Annotated in this window: 23 protein-coding genes and 6 pseudogenes; 17 read left to right on the forward strand and 12 right to left on the reverse strand. The window is 67.8% G+C overall.

Annotated elements, in window-relative coordinates:
• Nucleotides 1-58 precede the first annotated feature (58 nt).
• On the reverse strand, nucleotides 59-415 hold the full coding sequence (locus OG782_RS36960) for a hypothetical protein (protein ID WP_406458724.1): 357 nt from the start codon (nucleotides 413-415) through the stop codon (nucleotides 59-61).
• Between the two features lie 268 nt (nucleotides 416-683).
• Here OG782_RS36960 and OG782_RS36965 point away from each other — a divergent pair, with 268 nt between their 5' ends.
• Both OG782_RS36965 and OG782_RS36970 read left to right on the forward strand, forming a co-directional pair.
• Nucleotides 684-1,589 (forward strand): lactate/malate family dehydrogenase, encoded by a 906-nt coding sequence (locus tag OG782_RS36965; protein WP_406458726.1) that lies wholly within the window; start codon nucleotides 684-686, stop codon nucleotides 1,587-1,589.
• A complete protein-coding gene (locus OG782_RS36970; protein ID WP_406458728.1) occupies nucleotides 1,586-1,819 on the forward strand; it encodes a hypothetical protein in 234 nt (77 codons plus the stop codon). The genes OG782_RS36965 and OG782_RS36970 overlap by 4 nt, the downstream gene beginning before the upstream one ends.
• Here the strand turns inward: OG782_RS36970 and OG782_RS36975 are convergent.
• A complete protein-coding gene (locus OG782_RS36975) occupies nucleotides 1,773-2,015 on the reverse strand; it encodes a transposase (protein WP_406459462.1) in 243 nt (80 codons plus the stop codon). The two genes, OG782_RS36970 and OG782_RS36975, sit on opposite strands and share 47 nt — an antisense overlap.
• Nucleotides 2,016-2,393: 378 nt before the next feature.
• The gene (locus OG782_RS36980) at nucleotides 2,394-3,281 is read right to left on the reverse strand and encodes a hypothetical protein (RefSeq protein ID WP_406458729.1); all 888 of its coding nucleotides are present in this window, start codon (nucleotides 3,279-3,281) and stop codon (nucleotides 2,394-2,396) included.
• Between the two features lie 492 nt (nucleotides 3,282-3,773).
• Between OG782_RS36980 and OG782_RS36985 the strand changes: the two genes are divergently transcribed.
• The 5 genes from OG782_RS36985 (at nucleotide 3,774) to OG782_RS37005 (ending at nucleotide 8,312) form a co-directional block, all read left to right on the forward strand.
• Complete coding sequence (locus OG782_RS36985; protein ID WP_406459464.1) at nucleotides 3,774-3,953, forward strand: hypothetical protein; 180 nt, start codon at nucleotides 3,774-3,776, stop codon at nucleotides 3,951-3,953.
• 379 nt (nucleotides 3,954-4,332) lie between these two features.
• Nucleotides 4,333-5,259, forward strand: a complete 927-nt coding sequence (locus OG782_RS36990) for an RNA-guided endonuclease InsQ/TnpB family protein (RefSeq protein WP_406458731.1) — start codon at nucleotides 4,333-4,335, stop codon at nucleotides 5,257-5,259.
• A gap of 377 nt (nucleotides 5,260-5,636) precedes the next feature.
• Nucleotides 5,637-5,768: a hypothetical protein gene (locus OG782_RS36995; RefSeq protein ID WP_406458733.1), complete on the forward strand. Its 132-nt coding sequence runs from the start codon at nucleotides 5,637-5,639 to the stop codon at nucleotides 5,766-5,768.
• A 305-nt stretch (nucleotides 5,769-6,073) separates the two neighbouring features.
• Entirely contained in the window at nucleotides 6,074-7,345 is a 1,272-nt protein-coding gene (locus OG782_RS37000; protein WP_406458735.1) for a low temperature requirement protein A, read from the forward strand.
• Nucleotides 7,346-7,922: 577 nt separating this feature from the next.
• Nucleotides 7,923-8,312 (forward strand): hypothetical protein, encoded by a 390-nt coding sequence (locus OG782_RS37005; protein ID WP_402484584.1) that lies wholly within the window; start codon nucleotides 7,923-7,925, stop codon nucleotides 8,310-8,312.
• 18 nt (nucleotides 8,313-8,330) lie between these two features.
• Here OG782_RS37005 and OG782_RS37010 read toward each other — a convergent pair.
• Nucleotides 8,331-9,452, reverse strand: a pseudogene (locus OG782_RS37010) (IS630 family transposase).
• A 150-nt stretch (nucleotides 9,453-9,602) separates the two neighbouring features.
• Between OG782_RS37010 and OG782_RS37015 the strand changes: the two are divergent.
• From OG782_RS37015 to OG782_RS37025, 3 genes and pseudogenes are all read left to right on the forward strand, one after another.
• Nucleotides 9,603-10,534: pseudogene (locus OG782_RS37015) on the forward strand (IS5 family transposase).
• A 17-nt stretch (nucleotides 10,535-10,551) separates the two neighbouring features.
• Nucleotides 10,552-10,755: pseudogene (locus OG782_RS37020) on the forward strand (DNA-binding response regulator); the annotation flags it as partial.
• 83 nt (nucleotides 10,756-10,838) lie between these two features.
• Nucleotides 10,839-11,726 carry a LuxR family transcriptional regulator gene (locus tag OG782_RS37025; RefSeq protein ID WP_406458737.1) on the forward strand — a complete coding sequence of 296 codons (888 nt, stop codon included), beginning with the start codon at nucleotides 10,839-10,841 and terminating at the stop codon, nucleotides 11,724-11,726.
• On the opposite strand, the gene OG782_RS37030 is transcribed toward OG782_RS37025, so the two are convergent.
• On the reverse strand, nucleotides 11,681-12,214 hold the full coding sequence (locus OG782_RS37030; RefSeq protein ID WP_406458739.1) for a hypothetical protein: 534 nt from the start codon (nucleotides 12,212-12,214) through the stop codon (nucleotides 11,681-11,683). The two genes, OG782_RS37025 and OG782_RS37030, sit on opposite strands and share 46 nt — an antisense overlap.
• A 5-nt stretch (nucleotides 12,215-12,219) precedes the next feature.
• Nucleotides 12,220-12,942, reverse strand: coding sequence for an SGNH/GDSL hydrolase family protein (locus tag OG782_RS37035; RefSeq protein ID WP_406458741.1), 723 nt, complete (start codon nucleotides 12,940-12,942; stop codon nucleotides 12,220-12,222).
• 404 nt (nucleotides 12,943-13,346) lie between these two features.
• Here OG782_RS37035 and OG782_RS37040 point away from each other — a divergent pair, with 404 nt between their 5' ends.
• Complete coding sequence (locus OG782_RS37040; protein WP_406458743.1) at nucleotides 13,347-13,499, forward strand: beta-ketoacyl synthase N-terminal-like domain-containing protein; 153 nt, start codon at nucleotides 13,347-13,349, stop codon at nucleotides 13,497-13,499.
• A gap of 228 nt (nucleotides 13,500-13,727) precedes the next feature.
• On the opposite strand, the gene OG782_RS37045 is transcribed toward OG782_RS37040, so the two are convergent.
• Nucleotides 13,728-14,069 carry a transposase gene (locus OG782_RS37045; RefSeq protein ID WP_406459466.1) on the reverse strand — a complete coding sequence of 114 codons (342 nt, stop codon included), beginning with the start codon at nucleotides 14,067-14,069 and terminating at the stop codon, nucleotides 13,728-13,730.
• Nucleotides 14,070-14,139: 70 nt separating this feature from the next.
• On the opposite strand from OG782_RS37045, the gene OG782_RS37050 reads away from it, so the two are divergent.
• Nucleotides 14,140-15,162, forward strand: coding sequence for a Tn3 family transposase (locus tag OG782_RS37050; protein ID WP_406458745.1), 1,023 nt, complete (start codon nucleotides 14,140-14,142; stop codon nucleotides 15,160-15,162).
• A gap of 324 nt (nucleotides 15,163-15,486) precedes the next feature.
• Nucleotides 15,487-16,725: a glycosyltransferase 87 family protein gene (locus OG782_RS37055; RefSeq protein WP_406458747.1), complete on the forward strand. Its 1,239-nt coding sequence runs from the start codon at nucleotides 15,487-15,489 to the stop codon at nucleotides 16,723-16,725.
• An 86-nt stretch (nucleotides 16,726-16,811) separates the two neighbouring features.
• Here OG782_RS37055 and OG782_RS37060 read toward each other — a convergent pair whose 3' ends face one another.
• Nucleotides 16,812-16,988 (reverse strand): hypothetical protein, encoded by a 177-nt coding sequence (locus OG782_RS37060; protein WP_406458749.1) that lies wholly within the window; start codon nucleotides 16,986-16,988, stop codon nucleotides 16,812-16,814.
• Here OG782_RS37060 and OG782_RS37065 point away from each other — a divergent pair.
• Complete coding sequence (locus OG782_RS37065) at nucleotides 16,987-17,181, forward strand: hypothetical protein (protein WP_406458751.1); 195 nt, start codon at nucleotides 16,987-16,989, stop codon at nucleotides 17,179-17,181. The two genes, OG782_RS37060 and OG782_RS37065, sit on opposite strands and share 2 nt — an antisense overlap.
• A gap of 401 nt (nucleotides 17,182-17,582) precedes the next feature.
• Nucleotides 17,583-18,512 carry an IS5 family transposase gene (locus OG782_RS37070; protein WP_406458753.1) on the forward strand — a complete coding sequence of 310 codons (930 nt, stop codon included), beginning with the start codon at nucleotides 17,583-17,585 and terminating at the stop codon, nucleotides 18,510-18,512.
• On the opposite strand, the gene OG782_RS37075 is transcribed toward OG782_RS37070, so the two are convergent.
• The 3 genes and pseudogenes from OG782_RS37075 to OG782_RS37085 form a co-directional block, all read right to left on the reverse strand.
• Nucleotides 18,502-19,296 (reverse strand): serine/threonine-protein kinase, encoded by a 795-nt coding sequence (locus OG782_RS37075; RefSeq protein WP_406459468.1) that lies wholly within the window; start codon nucleotides 19,294-19,296, stop codon nucleotides 18,502-18,504. The genes OG782_RS37070 and OG782_RS37075 overlap by 11 nt on opposite strands.
• Before the next feature lie 33 nt (nucleotides 19,297-19,329).
• Nucleotides 19,330-19,983: pseudogene (locus OG782_RS37080) on the reverse strand (SPFH domain-containing protein); the annotation flags it as partial.
• Between the two features lie 324 nt (nucleotides 19,984-20,307).
• A pseudogene (locus OG782_RS37085) lies at nucleotides 20,308-21,579 on the reverse strand (helicase associated domain-containing protein); the annotation flags it as partial.
• Between the two features lie 33 nt (nucleotides 21,580-21,612).
• On the opposite strand from OG782_RS37085, the gene OG782_RS37090 reads away from it, so the two are divergent.
• Nucleotides 21,613-22,722 (forward strand): saccharopine dehydrogenase, encoded by a 1,110-nt coding sequence (locus OG782_RS37090; RefSeq protein ID WP_331742103.1) that lies wholly within the window; start codon nucleotides 21,613-21,615, stop codon nucleotides 22,720-22,722.
• Nucleotides 22,719-23,345, forward strand: coding sequence for a TetR/AcrR family transcriptional regulator (locus tag OG782_RS37095; protein ID WP_331742099.1), 627 nt, complete (start codon nucleotides 22,719-22,721; stop codon nucleotides 23,343-23,345). Before OG782_RS37090 ends, OG782_RS37095 begins: the two co-directional genes overlap by 4 nt.
• Nucleotides 23,346-23,563: 218 nt before the next feature.
• Here the strand turns inward: OG782_RS37095 and OG782_RS37100 are convergent.
• Nucleotides 23,564-23,806, reverse strand: a pseudogene (locus OG782_RS37100) (transposase); the annotation flags it as partial.
• Between the last annotated feature and the right edge of the window lie 1,060 nt (nucleotides 23,807-24,866).

A 24,866-nucleotide genomic window follows, 5' to 3' on the forward strand; every position in this document is an offset into this window, starting at 1 on the left:
CTGCGCCGTGTGGCACCGATCGGTGAGCGGTCCGTCGTCGGTGTCTTCCGCCGGAAGTTCAACGGCGTGAGCGGGGGCCTACCTTGACGCGCTCGGCCGGGACGGCGGCCTCCCGGAAGACGAGCGTCAGGAGGTCGTGGAACTCCCGCGGATCACAGTGTGGCGACTGATCCGGATGGCCGGTGCCATATCGACCCGCCAGGACACCGTCGTGTTCGGAGACCTCAAGCCCGAGCACGTCTACATCGACGGCCCACGTCTCACCTTCATCGACCCGGCCGTGCAGTGGGCCGCCGGACCTCAGCCGGACATCGCGAAGCTCACCGACCGGACGCTGCTCCTCGCCCTCGCACAGTCGGAGCAGAGTGCCGGACAGCAGATCGTGCAGGGCGTTGCCTCCACGCTGGCGCGGCATGTCGCAGCGCTACCCAGTCACGCTCGCGCGGGGCGACTTCGTGAGCTCGCGGTCCTGTGGCTCATGGACACGGTGAACATTCTGAGCACCTGCCTCAGCGCACCTCGGGTCTCCCTCTGGCCCCTCATCAGCAGTCCCTCGTCACGCGGGCCCGCGCGGTGGCCCGCATCGTGGACCGGGCCAGCGCCCTCCTCGTCGGGTCGATGGCCGGCCCCCGACTCCTGGACACACTCTTCTCCGAGGTCGAGCACACCGCCGGGAGCGCTCGATGAGCGGGCCGATGGTGGGAATCGTCGGAGCGGGCGCCGTCGGACAGACCCTCTCCGCGGCCCTTGTGGCTGCCGCGCTGCCCGGAAGGCTCCTCGTTGTGTCCCGGCAGCAGGACCAGGTCCATGGCCTGGTCGCCGACCTCCAGGACCTCGCACTCGCAGCCAGGTCGCGCACCACGGTGGAGGCCGGCGAGGTCGCGTATCTCCAGGGCTGTGACGCGGTGGTCGTCGCCCTGCGCACCGATTTCGTGAACACGGCCGAGCGGGACATCCGGCGCGGAGGCGCTGCGGCGAACGCCCCCGCTCTCGGCACCCTCGCCCGGGACCTGCACGGGTACGGCGGGACCGTCCTCGTCGTGACGAACCCCGTGGACCTGATGGCTCGCCGATTCGCCGAAGTGTCCGGCGTGGCTCGGGTCTTCGGCATCGGGTCGAACCTCGACTCGGCCCGCTACCGGCTCCTGCTCGCCCGATACGCCCACGTGACTCCGGACGTCGTGAGCGGCCACGTGATCGGCGAGCACGGTGACCGCGCCGTCGTATGCGTCTCCACGACCACGGTCGACAGCCGTCCCGTCACGGTCCCGGTGCGCACGGTCGTGGAAGACCTCCAGCGTCGTCCGGAACTCATCCGTTCCGGCATCGGACGCACCCGCTGCGGGCCCACCGGAGCCGTGCTCTCCACGCTCCGCAAGACCCTCGGCCTGGTCGACGGCGTCGAGGAGCTGTCCGTGCCGTACGGGGACGTCTGGCTCGGAATCCCGCTGCGCTTCACCGGCGGCAAGGCCGAAGCGTGCCTGCCGCCGCTCACCCGTTTCGAACGCCTGTGTCTGGACTCTGCGGCCAGCAGTCTCCGCGACGCCTACGCCCATCTCCCCGCCCATACCGAGAGGATCGCCACATGATCAGTGCTACCCGACTCGAGGCCGCCACAACGGCCGTCACCGTGCTCAGCAACCGTACGGAGGTCACAGGTTGGGCCCAGCGGTACTTCGGCCCGTGGTGGAACGCCGCGCCGGCGGACGCCGCCACGGTGTGCGCGGGCGCCGTCGTGATCGCGGACGTCGAACCCACCCAGTACGAGGAACTCACCCTTCTCGTCCACGACGGCCGGCCCACACAGGAACTGGAATGATCAACACGCCTTCTGACGAACCGAGTTGTTCTGTGGCATAAGACTGCAGGTCGTCGCGGAGGCGGTCGGCATCCCAGCGACTGCGAGACAGGAGGTGCTGCAGCCCGTCCGGGGTGGCATGGCCGGCATACTCGGCGAGTTGCCAGCCGTTCTTGCGACCTACCGGACCCAGCAGTCCTCGTACGTAGTCGCGCATCCGGCGCCGGGGTTCAACCCTGGCGAAGCAGGCTCCGGCCCGGAGGAACAGGTTCTCGAGTTCATGACCCCAGGCGCTCGTGGGCACATCATTGATCACACCTGCGGACTGCTCGATCCACTGCCACTACATGCGGCGCGGTCACACGTTCGCGGGACGGTCCGCCAAGACCGCCCCGCGCCCCAACCCACCCCGCTACAATGCCCACACCCAAGCCGCTGACCAGCGCTAATGGAGAACTACGGCTGGAGTAATAGGGCCTGGGCTGAATCTTCTCATCACCGCCGGAAGGCCGTCAGCGGAAGCATTGTTGTCGCCGCCGGAGCAGTCCGAGACCCATCAAACCCGGTTACGCTGCCCGCTCGTTCGGGGGATCCGTCAGGTGCTGTTTCGGCTGGTGATTCTGGTCAGTTGCGTGCTGAAGTTTCTTAGTTCGGGAGAGACCTTTTTGGTACCTCGGACAAGATTTCGCGCTTTGCTTTCCTGCTCACGTACGCAGGCTTCGGTCGCCATGAAGTGGCCGCTCGTCATGGCTTGTTCTGCTGCTTCGAGTGCAGGTTCCTGGCCAAACGGATCCATATACGTCATCTTTGGGATCTCGATATGTGAGCCGTCGGTGAGGCGCAGGATGATTGTGAAGACGTAGACTTGCGGCAGATTACCCTCGTAGGCCCGTTCCGGGCCGACGGTGAAGGCGACTCGCTCCTGCTCGTGGGGCGGGACGGTGTACTTCATCTTGCGGACTTGCTTCATCGGGGCACGGGCCTCGAAGGGAACCTTGATGTCGTACCGGGCCTTCACGTCAAGTCCTCCCGCCCCGTACGGGCAGCCTATTTCGGCGATCTTGCTAAAGCGGAACTCGGCCTGCGACACCAGTGCGGGATTATCTCCATTATTTCCGAGGATCACGGTGACTAAAGATGATCTCCAGTCAGCCGTCGTCTGAGGCTCACCCCCACCGCTAACCATGTCTGCTTGGATAAGCGCCTCTTTGTCGAGGTCGAAGTCCACCAACTCCACACCAGGCTCGGGTTCCGGGGTGGGTTCGGGCTGCAAGTCCGGAAGCAACAGGAACACCAGCCCTAAAATTCCCCCGACAATACCTACGAAACCGCCGACCACGGCAAGCACGCCTTGCGGGCGTTGTAAGAAGGGTCGTTCCTCGTTCGCCGTCGGCTCACCGCCCCGTGGTAGTTGCCGATCGTCTCTGGCGCCAGCACCCCCAGCACTCCCAGCGCCCTCCGGCCTGTTCTGATCTGCTGCCATGTCGCGTCCCATCCCCGGACGATTTGGTCTTGAACCGCCCATCACAGTGATCCTTTTTCAACGATCAGATCGGCGATGGTCAACAGAAGCAATCCTCGGATCCCATCGAGCGGATTTTCCCGCGTAATGCCCGAGAGGCCTGAAAACAGGTTCTGAGGGGGCGTCAACCGTGCCCGCCTCCTCCGCGCCCTCTACGAACGCCTCGACCGACTGGAGGCCGCGGCCGCCCCGGAGCGGGGTGCACCGAGCGGTGGCTGATCAGCAGTTCTACCAAGACTCCCGACGGCTCCCTGAACTGCCGCCATCGATACCGCAGCGCCGTTCGACCAAGCCGAGGGAGAACATCCAGAACTGCGTTGTCGGTGCCGCCGCCTGCAGTCGGCAGTGGCATGAAGGCGACTGGATGCGGAGGAGGTGTTCATCGTGCAGAGCGAGGTGTTACGGGCGTTCCGGTTCACGCTGGACCCGACCTCCGCCCAGGAAGAGGCCCTGGTGCGTCACGCGGGGGCGGCGCGCTGGGCGTTCAACCACGCGATCGGCATGAAGGTCGCCGCACACCAGGAATGGCGGCACCGGGTTCAGGTCCTGGTCGACTCGGGGATCCCAGAGGTTGAGGCCCGTAAGGGGTGCGGGTACCGGTACCGACGAAGCCGTCCGTGCAGAAGCACCTGAACCAGATCAAGGGCGACTCCCGTTCCCCCGACCTTGCCGACGGTGTGCAGGGACCGGCCCGGCCCTGCCCCTGGTGGCACGAAGTCAACACCTACGCCTTCCAGTCAGCGATGATCGACGCCGACCCGGCCTGGGGAAGCTGGCTGGACTCCCTGCGCGGCAAACGAGCCGGCTGCCGCTTCGGATACCCACGCTTCAAGAAAAAAGGCCGGACCCGAGACGCCTTCCGCCTCCACCACGACGGAAAGAAGCCCTCGATCCGGCTCACCGGATACCGGCGACTGCGCCTGCCCACAATCGGCGAAGTACGACTCACGACTCCGGGAAACGCCTGGCACGCCTCGTCGAACGCGACCAGGCATTCGTACAGTCAGTCACCGTGGCCCGAGCCGGACACCGCTGGTACGCCTCCGTGCTCTGCAAGGTCACCACCGAACTGCCCGACAAACCGACCGGCCGTCAGCACGCCCGCGGCACCGTCGGCATCGACGCCGGCGTGAAATACCTCGCCGCCCTCTCTCAACCCCTCACCCCCGACGACCCCACCACCCTGTTCCTGATCAACCCCCGCCACATCCGCCGCGCCGAAAAACGACTGGCCAAAGTTCAGCGAGCACTCTCACGCACCCAGAAAGGCTCCGCACGCCGGACCAAGGCACACCGCCGCGTCGCCCGCCTCCACCACGAAGTCGCCGAACGCCGCGACACCACGCTGCACACCATCACCAAGCAGCTCACCACCCGGTTCGCCACCGTCGCGATCGAAGGCCTCAACGTCGCAGGCATGACCGGCAGCGCACGCGGCACCACAGCCGCACCAGGAAAACACGTGCGACAGAAAGCTGGCCTCAACCGGTCCATCCTGGACGCCGCCCCCGGAGAACTGCGCCGACAGCTCACCTGCAAAGCATCCTGGTACGGCTCCCAGCTCGCGGTCCTTGACCGCTGGTGGCCTTCCAGCAAGACCTGTTCGACCTGCGGATGGCAAAACCCACGCCTGACGCTGGCCGTCAGAACCTTCCACTGCGACGCATGCGGACTATGGATCGACCGCGACACGAACGCCGCCCGCAACATCGCAGCCAACGCCGTCCTCAGCGGCACCCAACGAGCAGGAACGGTCGCCCCCGGTAGCGGGGAGACCCAAAAAGCCCGCGGAGTCCCCGTCAGACTCCCGGCCCTACGGGGACGGAAGCACGAGACGAAGAAACGGGAAGACACTGCGCCACCCGGCACAGTGCCACCTCGGCGGAGCGATCCGCCGACGTCCCCCAACCCACGCCAAGAACAGGCAAATCTGTTCTAACGCTGCACGTCAACAAGGTGCAGCCCGTACGCGTGGGGGACGACCGTACAACCCGCAGACCATCGACCGGGACCTGACCACACGCACCCGGCCCCTGCGCGCCCCCTCACCATCACCTCACGGGTCGACGATGCGCCGACCACGAAGAACTCGCTGCGCCAGCCCTGCACGCGTTCTACGACCTGCACCGACCCGCCTACCGCGCCTACGCCGCAGCCCGCCTCGCCCCGGAGGAAGCCCAGATAGCGGTCTCCCACCTCTTCGACCTCGTAGCCAGCAACTGGACCACCATCGTTCACGAGCCCGACCCGGTGGCCTGGTCCTGGCAACGCCATACCCAGGCCGTGGCCCGACGCAGCGGCCGTACGCTGACGCCAGTGGAGGAGACGTTGCTCCTCCACGAGGAACTGCGGCTGAGTATCGACAAGATCGCCACCGTGACCGGCACTGAACCAGCAGCCGTCAGCACGCTCCTGGCCGCCGCCGCACGCAAGGTGCCCCGGATCTAGCCCAGCAGGCCAGCAACGACGGCATTCACGCCCAGTCCAGGCCCAGCTTCCTCAGCGAGCCCAACTGCTCCTCGGTGAGTTCGTCCCCGGCAGCCGGAGCCTGCGGCCGTGCTGCTGGCAGACGCCGACGAGCACGTCAGGGACCGAGCACAGAGCTACGTCCAGGAGAGACCGCTGCTCGAATAGCCACATGCCGCGATGCTGCTGGGGCCGAGCGGGTAAAGTGTTTCACCCTTGTCGCCGGAGAACTCTGCGTCGGCAGTGCGGCCGGGCGGGCAGGGACAGCGTCAGAAATACTGCCGCACATGAATGATTCCCCACCCACCGGCAAGCTCGGTCTGTCGCGACGGCTGGTCCCCATGAACGGCCGTGACCCGGAAGAGCACGGCCGGGTCTCCTCGCCGCTGGAGCTGTTGTTCGACCTGACGTTCGTGGTCGCCGTCGGCACGGCGGCGTTCCAGTTCGCCGAGATGGTCGCCGGTGGGCATGCCGGCCAGGCGGTCATCGCATTCGTCCTGGCGATGTTCGCGATCAGCATCGCCTGGATCAGCTTCAGCTGGTTCGCCTCTGCATTCGCCACCGACGACTGGCTCTACCGGGCCGTGACGATGGTGCAGATGATCGGCGTCGTCGTCTTCTCGCTCGGCCTGCCCGCGATGTTCCACTCCGTCGAGGAAGGCGGCCACCTCGCACTACGTGCCATGGTCATCGGCTACGTCGTGATGCGGATCGCGATGGTGCTCCAGTGGTGGCGCGCCGCCCGGCAGTCCCCGTCGTTCCACGACGTGGGCATGGCGAACATTCGCTGGACGGTGATCGTCCAGGCCGGCTGGATCGTCGTGGCCTTCGTGCCCATGCCGAACGGCGCCGTCTACGCCGCGTTCGGCGTTCTGGGCGCCCTCGAACTCGTCCTGCCGGTGCTTACGCAGGGCTCCGCGGGCGGCACGCCCTGGCACCCGCACCACGTCGCCGAACGGTACGGGCTCTTCGCGATCATCGTCCTCGGCGAGGGCGTCGTCGGTACGGTCGCCTCCTCCGGGGACCTCCTGGGCGGCGGGGACGGCACGCACTGGACCTGGAACGCGATCGCCGTTGTCATCGCCGGTGTGGGCCTGACCTTCGGTATGTGGTGGATGTATTTCCTGACGCCGTTCGGCGACATCCTGGCGCACCGCCGCGGCCGCGGATACCTCTTCGGCTACGGTCACATCCCCCTGTTCATCGGCGTCGCCGGAGCCGGCGCCGGGCTGCACGTGGCAGGCCTGTACATGGAACACCACGCCAAGATCTCCGGCACCGCCGTCGTCCTCGCCCTCGCTCTCCCCGTCGGCCTCTACATGCTGATGGTCTACCTCCTGCACACCCTGCTGCTGTCCACGGCAGACCGCTTCCACATCCTTCTGGTTGCCCTCACCGTCGCCGTACTGGTCGCGGCAGTCCTCCTGGCCGCCGCCGGAGTGGCCATCGCGGTGTGCCTGCTCGTGGTCATGCTCGCGCCCTTCGTCACCGTGATCGGCTACGAGACGATCGGTCACCGCCATCAGCAGAAGATGCTGCAAGAACTGGGCGCGCAGTAGGCAGAGCGCCATCATCACCGGACACCGCAGCGGACCATCACGGCGCACAAAATGGGCGGGACGGATCCCACCACCTCTCACGGCTGCATCGAGAGGCCGGGCTGTCCCCGTTCCGTAGTAGGGAGTGTGGAGAGAAGTTCGGCTCGCTCTGCCTCGTCCCTTCGGCCTGCCGGCCGAAGGGACGAGCTCGACGAGGACGGAAGCGCCGATGACGGTGGCGACTTGGGGTCCGGCCCGTCTGCCGGCGACTCCGCTTGCGGAGCTGGTCACGGATCTTCCCGATGACACCGGTGGCGGCCCACCCGTCCATGGGCGCAGATTTCGCGCTTTGGGTGATGGCTGCTCGCGAGCACATAGATCATGACTGCTGATACTTCCGTTGGGCCCGCCACTCTCAGCGAGCAAAGATGGCACTGAACCCCCCTCCCACCTGCACGCGGCTGATGTCACCGACAAGCAGATCAAGCTGGCTTGGACGGCTGCCAGCGAAGCCGTCGACGTCCTATACGTCGTGTTCCGCGATGCGCTAGTGCTCTGACCGGAAACGATCACCGGGGTGTCCTGCGATGATCGGTGAATGAGTGAGCGTGAGTGGCAGGCGTTGACCAAGTCCGAGGAAGCGTTCATGGTCAATTCGTATGAGATCGACATCCTGGCTGGTGTCTGGGGCGACCTCGACGATGCCGATCAGTCCCGGCCTGTGAACGAGCTGGCAGCGATCTTGCTCACTCTCATCGATCGTGGATGGATCGAGGTTCGTAGAGTCGCCCCGTGGACGTCGCCGTCAGGGGAGAAGGGCCTCCAGCCTGGGGAGCTGGTGCCTCGCGGTCAGCTTCCCGCGGTCCTCGAAGATGCGGCCAACTGGGAGTACCCGGATGACGGCAACTGGATCGGTGCGGTGACCCTTGTGGAGACCGAAGCGGGCAAGAAGATCACCCGTCGTTCTCCCGAGGAGATGGCCGGGTAGACCGCCGTGACGGGCCCGTCAGACCGCTGCCGCCTGTGGTCGGCCGCCCCACCGCACTCCCCTCTCACTGCGGACACGTGCGCGTTCGCGCCGTTGGGCGGCCAGGACGTCGGGGTGGCGGGCGTTGTGGTTGCGTCAGCGTAGGTATCGCTGCAGCGCCCGTGTCTGCACGGTGTGGTTGGGGTGGTGGGAGTTGGCCAGGGTGAACTGTCGTAGCGGCCCGAAGTGCGCCTCGATCGGGTTCGCCCAGGAGGCGTTGGTCGGCGTGAAGCACAGCTCGACCTTGTTCTTCCGGGCCCACCGGCGGATCTTGCTGCCCTTGTGGGCGGACAGGTTGTCCAGGATCACGTAGATCGGGGCGCCGTCCGGTCGGGCGGCCCGGATCGATTGCAGCGCGGCCAGCGACGGGGCGCTGCCTTTGTGGCGGCGGTTGACGCCCCAGATGATGTCGTCGCCGACCGAGTAGCAGCCGTGGAAGTAGGTGACTCCGTGGGTGCGGTGGAAGGTCGCCGGCAACCGGTCCGGCTTGCCCTCCTTCGCCCAGCAGGACCTGGCGGTGGGGCGGATGCCGAGCGGACCGAACTCGTCGAAGGCGAAGGTGCGGTCAGGGCGCTCGGTCAGCGCGTACTCGATCCGGTCCAGCTTGGCGTCGAAGTCCGGGTCGGCGGACTCCTTCCACGTCTTGGTCCGCTGGAACGAGACGCCGCGGCGCGCGAGCAGGCAGCGCAGGGCGTCGCGGCCGATGCGTATCGGGCGTGCGATGTTGCGCCGTAGATGGTCGGCGAGCTTGCGGACCGACCAGCGGGTGAAGGGCTTGCCGAGTTTGGTGGGGCGGGTGGTGGCCGTCTGGACGACAAACTCCTCGTCGTCATCCGTGAGCAGGCGGGGACGGCCTCCCGCCCACCGAGGGTCCAGGCAGGCCAGCCCGATCTCGTTGAAGCGGTGGATCACATCACGGACAGTGTCCTCGTCCGCCTGCACCAGATTCGCGATCACCGGCACGGGGTTCCCGCCCGCCGAGGCCAGCACCATCATCGCCCGCCGGAAGCGCACCGTGCTGGTGCTGCCCCGCCGCACGATCCGCAGCAGTATCTGTCCCTCCTGCTCGGCCAGCCTGCGAACCCTGACCGGCTTGGCCATCGCGCCTCCCCGCACCGACCGAACGTGTCGTCACATCCAACCGGCACAGGACCAGTCAGCGCCACCCCGGTGATCGTTTCCGGTCAGAGCACTAGGCACTGTTTCTCGGATCTCCTGACGTACGTGGGGTGTTGGGGTCAGGCTGTTTGTATGGGCCGTGGCGATCTGACGAATGCGGAGTGGGACCGGTTGGAGTCGTTCTTGCCTCCTGGTGGGGCCCGCGGGGGCCGGTGGAGTGACCACCGTCGGGTGATCAACGGGGTGCTCTACCGGGTCCGGACGGGCGTGCAGTGGAGGGATCTACCGGAGCGGTTCGGGCCGTGGGAGACCGTCTACAAACGCCATCGCCGCTGGTCAGCGGATGGAACATGGGCGATGCTGCTGTCGCGGATCCAGGCGGCCGAGGATGCCGCGGGCCAGATCGACTGGGACGTCTCGGTGGACTCGACAGCTGTGCGGGCCCACCAGCACGCCGCCGGCGCGCGCAAGGCGACGGCGGTCGCGGCCCCTCAAAAGGGGATCGCTGGGGGGACGAACCAGGTCGATCCGGTGTTGAGGAAACTGACGGTCCGGTTGGAGGAAGTGGTCAGATCGGCGAGTGTCTGGGACGTTCCCGTGGCGGATTCACCACCAAGATCCACCTTGCCGCCGACGGGCGATGCCGGCCCCTCGCCCTCGTCCTGACGCCCGGACACTACGGTGACGGCCCCCAGTTCGAGCGAGTGCTGGAGCAGGTCTCCGTGCCCCGCATCGGAGTCGGCCGACCTCGGACCCGGCCCGACCATGTCCTGGCGGACAAGGCCTACACCTCTCGGAAGAACCGTCGTTACCTGCGGCGACGCGGCATCCGGCACACCATCCCCGAACGCCGCGACCAGCAGAGACACCGCAAGAATCGCGGTTCCCGAGGCGGTCGTCCCACCGGTTTCGACAGCGAGCGCTACAAGAAACGCAACACCGTCGAACGCGCAATCAACCGCCTGAAGGGCTTCCGCGCCGTCGCTACCCGCTACGAGAAACGCGCCTACATCTACCTCGGCACCGTCACCCTCGCAGCCCTCGTCATCTGGCTCAGAACATGATCCGAGAAACAGTGCCTAGTGCGCGGCTGCGCACAGAACTCGTCCAGGACATCCTGCAGCGGATGCGCGAGGGCCACACCGACGAGGTCGCCGCACGCGCCATCAACGTCTCACTGCGCACCTACCGGCGCCACGTCGCCGAGATCATGCGCGAGCTCGACGCCAACTCCCGTTTCCAGGCCGGAGCGCGAGCAGTCGAGTACGGCCTGCTCCCGGCCTGACGCAGACACACCAGGAGCCCCGTGGGGCCCAGGGGTCCAGGGGCGCGGGGAGCGACGATTCGGGTCGAGGAGCTGGGGAAGGTATGTCCAAAACACACAAAATCGCACTGGAACAAGCACTGTCCGAGCTACGGGCGCTGACCGCCCGGGCCGGCGGCCCACCGGACGCCGACGGCGAACGGCAGCTGCTGGCCACCCCGGTGGCCAGCAGCTGGCCCGCGCTCCTCGACACCGCCCGGAGCCTGGTCGGCGAGGCCACCCGCAGCATCGACATGGTCGACGCGCGCCGGTCCAGCCTCTGGGAATCGGCCCCCTGCCTGACGGGCCGGGCCAAGCGGGAGGCGCACGGCGCCACGTCGGGAGTCTCCGTACGCCTCCTGACGATCCCGCCCCAACTCGATGACGCCCCTCTACGGGACCAGTGGGGCGCAGCCGTCCGCGGCGGCCGGATGCCACCGCTGCAGGCCCTCGTCGCGGACGGCCGGGCAGCCCTCGTGGTGACCGAGTCCGAAACCGGCGCCAGATCCTCGGTCCTCCGCACACCGGAGGTCCTCAACACCATCTGCTCCCTCTTCGAGAGCGTCTGGTCCGACGCGGACCCCGCCCACCGGACGATCGTCTTCGGCGACGGCGAACGCACCGCCCTGGCCCGCCGGATACTCGGCCACCTGCACGCGGGCGTCACGGACGAGGTCGCCGCCCGCGAACTCACCGTCTCCGTAAGAACCTACGGACGCTACGTCGCGGAGATCATGACCCTGCTCGGCGCCAACTCCCGCTTCCAGATGGGCGTACGCGCCGCCGAACTCGGCCTGATCCCCACCCCGCGCCGCGCCGCCCTGATGAAAGAGGAAGACCACGTGCGGCACCCGGCCGAAGCCGACCGTGACCGGGACCGGAGAGGAGGAAGCGACAGCGGCGGAGTTCACCCAGCCGGAGCGGACCCCTCGGCCCGCCGGCGCACGGCATAGAGCTGGCGGGTCAGCAGAGCGGCATGCGCCCCCGACCCGATGACGAGCCGACCGTACGCCCGGCCCGCCACCCCCGGGAACCTCGCATACGTACGCGCACTGAGCAGCGTTCCACCCGGCCGCTCGGCCAGGGCGAAGACCAGCGCGTAACGCGAGTACCGGTGGCGGCCGGTGAACCGGACCAACCGCTCCGGCACCGACTCGGCCACCGCGAAACCGGGCAGCGTCGAACCCGCGGCGAGCGGCTCTCCGCCGCTGCGCCGGGGCTCGGCAGCCACCAGATGCCCGTACACCCCGGTCACCGACGACATCGAGCTGCCACCGCCGTACGCCCGCGCGAGCGCCCGCCACACGTCGGCGGCGGAAGCCTTCACCAGCACGGAGTGTTCGTCCACGAACGGCAGGTCCTCGAACGGCAGATTCTCCTGCGGCCCGTCCTCGGCAGCGGATTCGGCGGCAGATTCGGCCCGCCGTGCGGAGTCGCTCATGCCGCTCAGATGGCTTCGGAGAGAAGGTCGCCGCGGTGGTCGGCGAGATGATCGGCGATCGACTCCGCCCAGCGGCGGTACCCGATCGCCCCCGGATGGAAGCCGTCCCGCGCGAAGAACTCCGGTTCCATCGGCAGCAGCGCCTCCGCGCCGATCCAGGTCGCCCGCTCCCGTTCGGCGCACACCCGCCGGGACGCCACGTCGAGGGCGGCCGCCTGCTCGGCGAGGAAATGCCCCAGCGCCCTCGGCAGGGACGGCACCGACGCGAACGGCGGGGTCCCGGCCACCACCACGTGCTCGGCCTGCCCCGCCAGATGATCGACGACCGCCTCGAGATCGTCCGCCCACTCCTGCGGGGAACGGCGCACCAACACGTCGTTCACGCCGACGAGCAGCGTCGCCACGTCCAGGTCGCCGCCCAGCCCGGGCATCAGCCGGTGGCGCACCCGGCGCAGCGTGGCGCCGTACTCCCCGACCACCTGCCAGGCGACGGTCCGCCCGGTCCGCCCGGCGAGCATCCCGGCCAACAGCGCCGGAAACGCCTCTGCCTGCGTGTCCACGCCGCAACCCGCCGCCGTCGATTCACCCAGGACACCGATACGCAACGGCGCCCCGGCGCCCTCTCCCTCGGTCCCTTCGGTGGGGCCCGACGCCGGGGGAATCCGCTCGGTTTTCGATCGCACCCACAGCCCTTGCGCGGCGACGATGGGCAGCAGGAGGGGATTCATAGGGCCGTCCTCGTCATTAGGGGTCGCCGGGGTGAGTGAAAGGCATCCGGAGAGCACGGAGAGGCGACGGCTCCCGGCCCCCGCCACCAAAATCCACACCGAGGGGCCACGCACGGACGACCGGCGCACCGAACGCCGGACACCGCATCGGCTCGTCCTGGTCCGCGCCGGCGGGCCGGCCGGCTTACGCCGACGATCCCGCGACGACGGCGCTCAGCCCTCATGGCTGAAGCATGGCAGCAGCAACTACCCACTATCAAGGGCATCCGGCCGGCCGGTACGGCGCGACCTCGGCGTTTACCCGAAGGTTGGCAGTTTCTGGACAGCCCCCTACCCGGACCGGCACAGCGGCCCAGCCTCCCGTCGAGTACGACCTGCGACTGTATTGACGACGGAGGAGTGCCATGACGGGGGCCGATCGACAGCAGATCGCGATCGTAGGGATGGCGTCCCGGACGCCGGGAGCGGCGGGGACCGACGAGTTCTGGCAGCTCCTGCGCCACGGGCACGACGCGATCCGCGACCGCATTCAGGTCCGCCTGCGCAGCCACCTGTGACTCGCAGCGCTATCTTTCACCAGGTCGGGGCGCCGGCCTGCGGGGTGCGGCCAAGTTCGCCGCGACATCTGTCACCAGCTGCTCGCCGATAACTGTCACCAACTGCGCCCGGCTCGGCAGGAACTGCTGTTCGGCACGTCGGTCCAGCTGTGGTGAGAGATACGGCTGCGAGGTAGCCCGCCGTAAGGCGGCTGATACGGCACCGCCGATTCGGCGTGGGCGGACATCTCACCCTTGACCTGCAGTGCGTAGGCCAGACCCCGGTCCTCCAGGCCGTGGCGGAAGCGGCGTTCGCCCCGTAACCGGTGTCCGCGACCAGCACCGCGGGCCGACCGCGGCCAGTTCGTCGAGCATGTCCAGCGCGAGCTGCCACTTCGGCCGGTGATGCTCACTCTCGGGCACCCGGCAGCGGGCCCGCCGGTCAGCAGCCTCGGCGCCGTCCCAGCTTCCGGGCAGAAACAGCCGCCAGGACAGTGGACAGGACGCGGTGTCGGACGCCCGCAGGTGTGGGTGGTGGACGACACCGGGTTCCCGAAGGACGGCCTCACAGATGACGCAGGGTGTCGGGATCGGACAGCGCCATCCACAGTCCCATCGCGCCGTCGCAGACGACCAAGGGCCGGTGGGATTCGGTGGCGGCGTGGCGTGGGCCGCTCATGCTGCGATCCTCTCAGAGTGGGGCCAGGGCTCGACCGCGGTCGCCTCCGACTCCACCCACGTGCGCGCCTACAACCAGAACCTGTTCACCGAGTGGCACTCACGCTACGGCGGACGCGGAGTGCTCATCTACTGGCACGTGGAGAAGAAGTCCCTGGCCATCCACTCCCAGCTGATCAACTGCGCCGCCTCCGAAGTCGCCGCGATGATCGAGGGCGCCATGCGGCACGGCACCACCATGGACGTCGAGGCCAACTACACAGACAGCCACGGCCAGTCGGGCATCGGGTTCGGCATCACCAGGCTCCTGAACTTCGACCTGCTGCCACGGATCAAGCGGATCAAAAAGGTCAAGCTGTACCGGCCCGTGGCAGGCGAACCGGACGCCTACCCGCAGCTGGCTCCGGCGCTGACCCGCCCGATCCGCTGGGAACTCATCACCCAGCAGTACGACCAGATGATCAAGTACGCCACCGCCATCCGGACCCGGACCGCGTCCACCGAAGCGATCCTGCGCCGCTTCACCCGCAACGCCTCCCACCCCACCTACGCCGCAATGCTGGAGGTCGGCCGCGCCCAGAAAACCATCTTCGTCGCCCGCTACCTGCGACTGCGCGACCTCCAGCGGGAGATCGAGGAAGGGCTGAACGTCATGGAGTCCTCCAACGGCGCGAACTCCGTGATCGCCTACGGCAAGGGCGGAGAGATCGCCTCGAACCGTCGCGACGAACAGGAGATGTTCGTCCTGTGCCTGAAGATCCTGCAATCGGCGTTGGTCTACGTGAACACCCTGATGCTCCAGGACGTCCTCGATGAACCGGAGTGGGCCGAACTCCTCACGCCCGCCGACCGGCGCGGCCTGACCCCGCTCTTCTGGTTCCACGTCCGCCCGTACGGGGAGGGCAACCTCGATATGGGTGCCCGCCTCAACCTCACCTTGGCCTCTGTGCCGGGCCCCAGGGACCCGGCAGACAAAGCAGAGCGATCCACCGCAGGGAACGAATGACCTGCGCCCGTAACAGCACATGGCGCGGTTCAGCTTCCGGCTACCCGAAGTTCCGTAGTCCTTCCGGGCCTGTCGCAGCGGGCCCCGAGGTCGTCGCGGTGATCCAATTGAGGCGGCCCCGGTTGAGATCGAGCTGATTGCTCGTCCCCTCAGATGCGTTACACCCCTTTAGTACTCATATAGTCCGTTCAGGTTAGTTCAGCATCAATACGGCTTTTATGATAGATGGCCTCAGCCTCTGCCGTGTGCCGCCGCGTGGTGTCGCGGAGCTCTCCGCGAGCGGCCGAGGGCTCGGTTGCTGATCATGGTGGCGGAGGGCTTGATGTGACTAGGTTGCGCGGCGCGTCGTGGCTCGGCTGGGCTCGGCGGCATGCGGTGTGGGTACTGGCGGCGTCGCTTGCGGCTCATGTGCTGTTGATGTTGCTGTCGATGCCGGCGCCCACGGATATCCGGGTGTATTACGAGGCCGCCCCGGGCCTGCTGTCCGGGCATCTGTACGAGGTCCGGTCGGGTCCGCACGGGCTCGTGTTCACCTATCCGCCGTTCGCTGCCCTTGTGCTGCTGCCGTTGTCCTGGCTGCCATGGCCTGTAGCCGTGGTCGTGGTGCAGACGGTGAGCGTGTTCGCCCTGTTGGTGATCGTGGACAGGAGCGCTGTGCTGCTGGACGGTGCCCGGCTGGAGCACGGTCGCTTGATGCTGTGGGCGGCGGTGCTCTTGTGGTGCGAGCCGGTCCACCACACGCTCGACCTCGGGCAGGTGAACCTTGTCCTTGCAGCCATCGCCCTGTCGGCGGCGGCCCTGCCAGCGGGTAGGCCGGTGCTTGCCGGTGGTGGTGTCGGAATCGCCGCAGGCATGAAACTCACTCCTGCGGTCACCAGCGTGTACCTGCTTGTCGCCGGCCGCAGAAAGGCGGCTCTGTGGTCCCTGGGCGCTTTCGGAATGACCCTTGCAATCGGGTGGTTGGTGGCACCGCGGGAATCGGCCCGCTTCTGGCTGGGGCTGCTGTGGGACACGGGCCGGGTCGGGTCGGTGATGTCGGTGCGCAATCAGTCGCTGCGAGGAGTGCTTGCCCGGCTGACCGGCCAGGAGACGGGTTTGGGCCTGCTGTGGTGCGCGTGCGCGATGCTGGTTCTTGGCACAGCGGTGTTCGCGGGCTATCGTGCCACCCGGCGTTCGGATCGCCTCGGTATCCTGCTGGTCGTCCAACTGACCGGGCTGATGCTGCTACCGATCTCCTGGAGCCACCACTGGGTGTGGTGCATCCCGGCCCTCATGTGGCTCGCGGCGCCCCCAAACCGCACGCACCGCGCCGCGCGTCTCGCCCTGGCCGCATGGACACTCGCAACAGGCACGAATCTGGTGCCGCACCTCGCGACCGCTCAGAGCGCGCTGGCCCCCGGCGACGACTACCCCCGCCTCCTGGCATGGCTGGGAACCGCATACTGCGTATGCGGGATCGCCACGCTGCTCGCCATCGGGCACCCCAAGGAGCATAGAACTGGCCGTGTTCTGGTCGCAGGTCGTCAGAACGCGTCGTACCACGGCACGGGTGCCGCTACCTGACATGTGCCGGGCTGGCGCTCCTGTGGCTTCGGGCCGGGACGCTGAGCGGCCCTCGACGGTGGCACTGTCGGCTGACTGGCGCGCTGCTATTCGGTTTTGATACTGGCCAGGAGGTTGAGTCGGGCTGCGCGGCGGGCCGGGCTTGCCGCGGCGGCGAGGCCTACCAGGGCGGCCGCGGTAAGGAACAGGGCCAGCTCTCCCCAGGGCACGACGAGTTCCATCCCAGCCGCCTGGGTGATCGCCCAGCCGAGGAAGACTCCCATGCAGATGCCGAGTATCGCGCCGAAGTGGGAGATGACCAGGGCTTCGATCCGGACGGTCTGCTTCCCGGCCGGTCATCCGGTGGAGTTCGACCTTGTGCCGGAGCTCCAGGACGGCTCGGTCGGCGGGATCCGCAGCTGGGCCCAGCAGACCGAACACCGACGCCCCATGGGCAACACGCTCATCCAGGCTTGACCTTGACGCAACGGCAGGGATTCTACTGGCGGCATGCGACGCGGACGGGGCCTCGGCGTGCCGGGGTAACGCGTCCGTACGGTCCGACGGGCAGTACGGAGAAGCAGTGACCCAAGGCTGGGCCACTGCTTGAACGTGTCCACGGCTGGCCGGCCGTGGTGAGGTGCTCTGCGAGCTGCGGGGCCGCGCCTGGTGGCGGCGGGGCGATGCGGTCCACGGCGCGGCGGCCATGGTGGTGGTGACGGCCGAGTTAGGCGGTAGGGGCGTTGTGGAGATCAACCATCGTGCGGATGGGGGGTGGCAGCCAATCTGCGGACTGTTGGTGGATCTGGGTGAGCTGTTCTAGGCACTGTTTCTCGGATCTCCTGACGTACGTGGGGTGTTGGGGTCAGGCTGTTTGTATGGGCCGTGGCGATCTGACGAATGCGGAGTGGGACCGGTTGGAGTCGTTCTTGCCTCCTGGTGGGGCCCGCGGGGGCCGGTGGAGTGACCACCGTCGGGTGATCAACGGGGTGCTCTACCGGGTCCGGACGGGCGTGCAGTGGAGGGATCTACCGGAGCGGTTCGGGCCGTGGGAGACCGTCTACAAACGCCATCGCCGCTGGTCAGCGGATGGAACATGGGCGATGCTGCTGTCGCGGATCCAGGCGGCCGAGGATGCCGCGGGCCAGATCGACTGGGACGTCTCGGTGGACTCGACAGCTGTGCGGGCCCACCAGCACGCCGCCGGCGCGCGCAAGGCGACGGCGGTCGCGGCCCCTCAAGGGGATCGCTGGGGGGACGAACCAGGTCGATCCGGTGTTGAGGAAACTGACGGTCCGGTTGGAGGAAGTGGTCAGATCGGCGAGTGTCTGGGACGTTCCCGTGGCGGATTCACCACCAAGATCCACCTTGCCGCCGACGGGCGATGCCGGCCCCTCGCCCTCGTCCTGACGCCCGGACACTACGGTGACGGCCCCCAGTTCGAGCGAGTGCTGGAGCAGGTCTCCGTGCCCCGCATCGGAGTCGGCCGACCTCGGACCCGGCCCGACCATGTCCTGGCGGACAAGGCCTACACCTCTCGGAAGAACCGTCGTTACCTGCGGCGACGCGGCATCCGGCACACCATCCCCGAACGCCGCGACCAGCAGAGACACCGCAAGAATCGCGGTTCCCGAGGCGGTCGTCCCACCGGTTTCGACAGCGAGCGCTACAAGAAACGCAACACCGTCGAACGCGCAATCAACCGCCTGAAGGGCTTCCGCGCCGTCGCTACCCGCTACGAGAAACGCGCCTACATCTACCTCGGCACCGTCACCCTCGCAGCCCTCGTCATCTGGCTCAGAACATGATCCGAGAAACAGTGCCTAGTACCTCTGTGCCGGTCGGGCGGTGAGCGGGGTCGTGGTTGAGGCAGTTGGTGATGACGTTGACGAGGGTCGACGGCAGCAGTTCGAGGGCTGACTCAAGGGTTTCGCCGTCCGGGAAGGGCACGGCTCCGGCGGCGTGGCACAGCACCATGCCGTAGGCGTAGAGGTCGGTGGCGGGGGTGCTTGCTGAGCCCGCGAGTTGCTCTGGGGCTAGGAAGCCTTGTGTGCCTACGACGACGTTGGTGCGGGTGAGCGCGGTGCTGTCAAAGGCTCGTGCGATACCGAAGTCGATGACACGCGGGCCCGTTGTGGACACGATGATGTTGCTGGGTTTGAGGTCACGATGGATGATGCTGCAGGAGTGGATTCCCTCGAGCGCCTCGGCGATGCCGAGAGCGAGGATATGAAGGGTTCTCGGGGGCAGCGCGCCGTGCTGCTGGAGAACATCGTGGAGTGACGGGCCGGGGATGTACTCGGTGACAAGCCAAGGGTGTTCGCTGTCGGCGTCGGCGTCGACGACGGCAGCAGTGTGGAATCCGCCGACGAGGCGTGCGGCTGCGATCTCGCGGGCGAACCGTTGCCGGAATGTCGGGTCGGTGGCGAACTCGGTATGGATGACCTTGACCGCGACCATGCGCTCTCCAGGGGACCTACCGAGAAATACCGTCCCCATCCCTCCCTGGCCCAGCCTCGCGGTTAGCTGGTATCGGCCGATACGGCGGGGGTCGTCCTCCCGCAGCGGCTGGTGCCTGAGCTGCGGAGCCACTTCGACGGGCGCCGGCGGTGCGATACGAGTCGTCGCATCCTTGTGGGCGAGTATCGCGGCCACATCCCGCTCCGTCTCAGCCTTCAGCAGCATCGTCTCTCTCACTCCCTCGGCGTGCAGGATGGCTGCGCGTTTGTCGCGGTCGGCGCGCATATGCTTCTCCATCGAGTCCTGGATGGAGGGCGGCGGCTCGATCGCCTTGAGCTCGACGCGGTTGACGCGGATGCCCCACTTGCCTGTGGCCTCGTCGAGGACTCCGCGCAGCGCGGCGTTGATCTCCTCGCGGGAGGTCAGGGTCCGTTCCAGGTCCATGCCGCCGATGATGTTGCGGAGCGTGGTGACGGTGAGCTGCTCGATGGCCTGGATGTAGCTCGCGACCTCGTACGTCGCCGCCCGTGCGTCGGTCACCTGGTAGTAGATGACGGTGTCGATGTTGACCACCAGGCTGTCCTGGGTGATCACCGGCTGCGGCGGGAAGGGCACGACCTGTTCACGCAGGTCGATCCGGTTGCGGATCGAGTCGACGAAAGGGACGACGATGCTGAGGCCCGCGTTGAGGGTGCGGGTGTACCGGCCGAACCGCTGCACGATGGCGGTGCTGGCTTCCGGAATGATATGAATTGCCTTGAACAGGGCTGTGAATACGAGCAGCCCCAGCAAGATCAGCACGATGACTATCGGCTGCACACTGGGCCTCCTGCCCCTCGGGCATCCCTGCGCCCATGTCGGATACTGCCGTACCGAAGTCTTTCAGAATGCTCCTCATGAGGGCCCGTTAGTTCAGCAACTGGCATTCAACTCTGCACCGGGTGAGCGCAATGCGTCGGACCGGGCCCGCCTTGTCCGCGCCCTCTACGAACGCCTCGACCGCCTCCAGGCCGCCCCCGACGACGCGACCACCTGAACCGCCACCGGTCACCGCAGCCGACAGCACGAAACCCCGGGCGGTGATGCCCGGGGTCTCTCTGTGCAGTGCCGTTCCACCGGTTCAACGACCGGCTGCGGCTGGTGTCACGTCCACTCCACTCCGAGCTCCGCGAGGGCCTGGCGCTGTTCGGGGGTGAGCCGGCCGCGTCGGCACTTGGTGTTACTGATAAATACGCCGAGTTTCACGACGTGCTCCTGGCCGTCGATGTCGACGGGCTCCTCGTGCTTCCGCGGGACCGGCCGGTCGCCCTCCCGCTCCACCCACTGCGCGAGGGCCGCCACGCCCCGCCGGAACGACGCCTTCGGCAGTCCACCAGCCCCCTTGGCCGCGCGCGCCGCCGGCACGGCGGCGATCTCGTCGGGTGTCACACCGAGCCCGCTGAGCCGTTCCTGCTGCTCATCGCTGAGCTGCGCCCAGGTGTGTGCCCGTCGTTGCTGTGCGAGCCATTTGCCGAGGTCGTCTCCGTTGAAGAGGATGCCGGGTTGGATGTCGGGGAGGGTTTTGCCGGTCTCGGTGTCGGTGAGGTCGGCGAGGATCCGGTAGTGGCGTTGCCAGTCGAGCGGCCACACGCAGTTCCAGTCCTCATCGATGGCGGTCAGCTGCTCGGCCCGTTCCCCGGCACGCTTCTGGTCTTTGCCGAGGCCGTCCGTCCGCCGCAGGTTCGCCATGAGCTGCCCGATCGCCACCAGGCCCTCGGCCTCGCTCTCACCCCACACGGCGTCCTGCCGGGGCGCCAGATGCCCCTGGCGGCGGCGGAAGGACAGCAGTGCGGCGAACTTCGTCTCCCACGCCTCGTCTCCCGGCTCCCACACCATCCCCTCCCGGTCGAGGAGGGTTTTGCGATGGGAGTCGAGCTCACCGGCCCGCTGGACCCGCCGTTGCTGGTGCACCCACTGGCCGAGGGGAAACCGCACCACGCCGACGTCGGTTTCGGTGTCGTACGGCACCGCGAACAGTCCCGTGACCTCGTGGTGCTCGCGCCAGCGTCGTAGTGCTTGGTAGCCGTCGAGCCAGACCAGCGACTCGGGCCGGTAGACCCGGGTCCGCAGGAACGCCGCGATGGTCGCGGGATCACGCGGTGTCGAGAAGTGCAGCAACGCCGACTCCACCACCGCCTTCGTACCGCCCTCCTCGCCCTCACCCTCACCCTCACCCTCACCCTCACCCCCGCCCTCGCCGTCGGGACCGGCGTGGATGATCCGCCCGTCCTCATCCCGCTCCACGTGCACCGCCCGCTCCCTGCTGCTCCGTGACAGGGCGCGGGAGGCGAGCTGCTCGACCAGGCGCTCATCATGAGACCGAAGGCCCTGGAGCAGAGCGACCAGGGGCGCGTACGACGCTGAGGCGATCATGTCCGCTTTTAGGTCGAGTGACCTATAGTCGTATTCATGAACATTGATCAGCTGGTGCACGACCCCGAGGGCCCGGTTCTGCTCGTCGGTGGATACGGGACGGTGGGCGCGGAACTGGCGAGGGCGGCGCGGGGGCGGTGGCCGCTGCTGTTCGCGGGGCGATCGCCCGGGAAAGCGGCGGAGCTGTGCCGCGAGGTCTCCGCCGAGGCCCTCCGGTGGGACCTGTCCGCCCCCGAGCCGTTCCACGCCTCCGTTCGAGCCGTGGTGAGCCTGGTGAACGATCCGGACGACCGGGTGCTGCGGGCGGCCCTGGGCGGCGGAATCCCGTATGTGGACGTGACGCGCTGGACGGCCAGGATGCAGCGCGCGGTAGCCCTGGTGTCGCTGGGCTCGCCCACGGCGCCGACGCTGCTCTCCTCCGGGTGGATGGGCGGGGTGGTTCCGCTGGTGGCCGCCGCCCTCGCGGAGCGGCTGGGCGGCGTGGAGAGCGTCGACACCGCGATCCGCTACGACCTCGCCGACCGGGCGGGGGTGGACTCGGTGGAGTTCATGGACCGGCTCGGGGTCGACTTCGAGGTGCTCGAAGAGGGCCGGGGCAAGGTGGTGAGCCCGCTCACCAGCGCCCGTACGCTCGCCATCGGCCAGGACCGCACCAGGGTCGCCAGGATCGACACCCCCGAGCAGTTCACCCTGCCCCTGACCCTGGGAGCCCGTACCGTCACCACTCGTATCGGCTTCAGCAGCAACTCCTCCACGTCCACCCTGATTGCCCTCGGCAGGACCGGATTCTTCCGGCACGCCCGGGGCGACTGCTGGCGGCCCGTGCGCCGCCGCCTCCTCTACTCGCCCGGCGAGGGCGGCACGGCGGCCGTCCGTATCGAGGTGCGCGGGCCGGGGGGCTCCCTGACCGCCACCGTGACCGACCCGCGCGGCCAGGCGCACATGACCGCCGCCGGCGGGCTCCTCGGCCTGCGACGCGTACTCGGTGACGACGGCGCACCGGCGGCGCGGGCCGGGCTCGCCTTCCCCGAGTCGCATCCGCTGCCGACCACGGTTCTGCCGGCCCTGGAAGCGGCGGGCGTCCTGATCGACGTCGTGCCGTCTTCTTCTGCGTCTTCCGCGCCTTCTTCCGTGGCGGCCGCGTGACCACCGCCAAAGGCGCCGCGCGCCGGGCCGCCCTCCTCGACGCCGCAGAGGCCACCCTCGTCGACGGCGGGTACACGGCCCTCTCTCTCCGCGCCGTCGCGGACACAGCGGGCATCCGACTCGGCCACCTCCAGCACTACTTCCCCTCCCGGGACAGCCTGGTCGCCGAACTCCTCGCCCGCATCCTCCAACGCTCCCTCGACCGGGTCACCGAGGTGGTCCCGGACGGCAGGCCGGACGAAGTGATCGGCCTGCTGCTCGCTCAGCAGTCCGACACCCAGCTGGTCCGCGTCTTCGTTGAACTGTGGGCCCTCGCGGCGCGTGACGAGGCCGTCGCCGTCGCGGTCCGCGCCTTCTACCGCCAGTACGCGGATCTGCTCGCCGACCGCATCCGCACCCACGCACCCGGCGTACCACAGGAGGAACACCGCGCCCGCGCCGAGGTGTTCATCGCCCTGCTCGAGGGCAGCACTCTGATGCGCTCCGGAGTGGCGGGCACGCCGTCCACCGCCACGGACGCACTGATCTCCCGTACCGCCCTCGGGATTCTCACCGGGGGTGGGTCCGCCTCCGAACTCTCCGGCCCGGCGAGGCCCGCGGCCGACCCCGAAGTACGCGCCTGAACGTCGACCAGGCCCTGGTCATCGTGCTGTCCGGCCATGCCGAGGGCGATGTGGTCCGGTACTCGGAGGTCTTCCCCGGCGCTGCGCTCACACGGTCTGAGCACCGAAGCGCACCGAGCGGACCGTCGGCAGAGCCGGTACGAGCACGCGTGGGAGATCCGCGACGCCTACGGGTACCGGAGTTCCCTGCGACCGAGGACGAGGTACGGGCGTTCGTGGCGCCGCAGGTGTTTGGGGAGCTGGGCCAGGGCGAGCCCCGTGGTGGTGATGTGATCGCTCGCGGTGTTGGAGCCCGCGTTGCCGGGCCGCAGCAGCGCGGCCACCGGCTCTCCGGACCCGACCTGGCCGTGGTCGACGAACGCGACGAGCGGATGATGGCCGAAGGTCTTCATTCAGGTCGCGGTGGCGTCCTGCTTCTCGGAGTGCGCAAGGACGAGCACGCCGTCGATGCCCACGGTCAACGAGCCGTCGGCGGCAGGACCGTTCGTGATGATCTGCGGGTTTTTGTTGGTGGTGGTTCGGGATGGTGGTGTCAGTGTGGTAGCTGCAGGTTTCTGTTGTTCAGGCTGTTGTGGTCGGGGTTTTGAGTGGTGACATGGATGCTGATGTGGTGCTGGTGTTTTTGGTGATGTTGCTGGTCAGTTGGTTGCTCGTTGGTAGAACGTGGTGGTGTCGTCGCTGTTCAGGGTTGTGGTGGGGGATGGGCGTAATTGGTCTTGCTTCTACGGTGCGGGTTTCAGGTGGTAGTGGATTCCTGTTGCGGTGCGGGTGAGTTGTTCGCCGTTCTGTGCGGTGATGAGGGGGGAGAGTGGGCTGTCTGGGGCGCGGTCCTTGAGTTGTCCGTGGACGCTGGCTGAGTGGATGGCCTCCTGGTATCCGGCTGATGGATATCGGCATACAGAGATGACAGGGGACATCGTCATCAGCTACACGGGATCCTGCCCCCACTGATATCGCTGCCGGCGCCGTTTGTGCCCGCCCAGCAGAGTGGCGACAGCGGTGTGGAGGGGATGAGCGCGCCCAGGGCGTTCGCGAACGTGGAGCATGCGCGGGTGGCGGGCGAAGAACTGGGCGAGGGCGATGGCCTTGGGATAGGTGATCGCTTCTCGGGCGAGGGCGTGGAGCCGACTGCGCAGATTGATTGAGCGTTACGCAGTTTCACTGGTCCACGACACCAGCGATGCGGGGCCACCCCGGGGCACACCCCACAACTGCCATCACTACATGCTGCATCAAAATGATGTAGCAACTGAACCAACCACACCACCCTCCCCGTAGCCAGCCAACCCGCGAAGCGGGTTTTTGGTCCCTGCAGGCGAAGCCGGAAGGGGCCCTGGGGATGGAGCGAAGCGGAATCCCCTTCTGGTGCCCCGCCAAAGGCGGGGCACCAGAACCCCTGACACAGCAACACCAAGGTCCCCGCGAAGCGGAGACCCATCCACCGGCGCCTGAAGCGAAGCGGAAGGCGCCAGCCCGTGCGAAGCACGGGCACGGAGAGCGAAGCGAACCGCACCAGCCCCC

This window comes from Streptomyces sp. NBC_00876 (assembly GCF_045207435.1).
GTDB lineage: Bacteria > Actinomycetota > Actinomycetes > Streptomycetales > Streptomycetaceae > Streptomyces.

Bases quoted from the DNA above. Each gene is read 5' to 3' on its own strand.
- OG782_RS36960 (WP_406458724.1), bottom strand. From the start codon at position 415: ATGCCGCGCCAGCGTGGAGGCAACGCCCTGCACGATCTGCTGTCCGGC.
- OG782_RS36965 (WP_406458726.1), top strand. From the start codon at position 684: ATGAGCGGGCCGATGGTGGGAATCGTCGGAGCGGGCGCCGTCGGACAG.
- OG782_RS36970 (WP_406458728.1), top strand. From the start codon at position 1,586: ATGATCAGTGCTACCCGACTCGAGGCCGCCACAACGGCCGTCACCGTG.
- OG782_RS36975 (WP_406459462.1), bottom strand. From the start codon at position 2,015: ATGCGCGACTACGTACGAGGACTGCTGGGTCCGGTAGGTCGCAAGAAC.
- OG782_RS36980 (WP_406458729.1), bottom strand. From the start codon at position 3,281: ATGGCAGCAGATCAGAACAGGCCGGAGGGCGCTGGGAGTGCTGGGGGT.
- OG782_RS37000 (WP_406458735.1), top strand. From the start codon at position 6,074: ATGAATGATTCCCCACCCACCGGCAAGCTCGGTCTGTCGCGACGGCTG.
- OG782_RS37005 (WP_402484584.1), top strand. From the start codon at position 7,923: ATGAGTGAGCGTGAGTGGCAGGCGTTGACCAAGTCCGAGGAAGCGTTC.
- OG782_RS37025 (WP_406458737.1), top strand. From the start codon at position 10,839: ATGTCCAAAACACACAAAATCGCACTGGAACAAGCACTGTCCGAGCTA.
- OG782_RS37030 (WP_406458739.1), bottom strand. From the start codon at position 12,214: ATGAGCGACTCCGCACGGCGGGCCGAATCTGCCGCCGAATCCGCTGCC.
- OG782_RS37035 (WP_406458741.1), bottom strand. From the start codon at position 12,942: ATGAATCCCCTCCTGCTGCCCATCGTCGCCGCGCAAGGGCTGTGGGTG.
- OG782_RS37040 (WP_406458743.1), top strand. From the start codon at position 13,347: ATGACGGGGGCCGATCGACAGCAGATCGCGATCGTAGGGATGGCGTCC.
- OG782_RS37065 (WP_406458751.1), top strand. From the start codon at position 16,987: ATGCAGATGCCGAGTATCGCGCCGAAGTGGGAGATGACCAGGGCTTCG.
- OG782_RS37060 (WP_406458749.1), bottom strand. From the start codon at position 16,988: ATGGGAGTCTTCCTCGGCTGGGCGATCACCCAGGCGGCTGGGATGGAA.
- OG782_RS37070 (WP_406458753.1), top strand. From the start codon at position 17,583: ATGGGCCGTGGCGATCTGACGAATGCGGAGTGGGACCGGTTGGAGTCG.
- OG782_RS37090 (WP_331742103.1), top strand. From the start codon at position 21,613: ATGAACATTGATCAGCTGGTGCACGACCCCGAGGGCCCGGTTCTGCTC.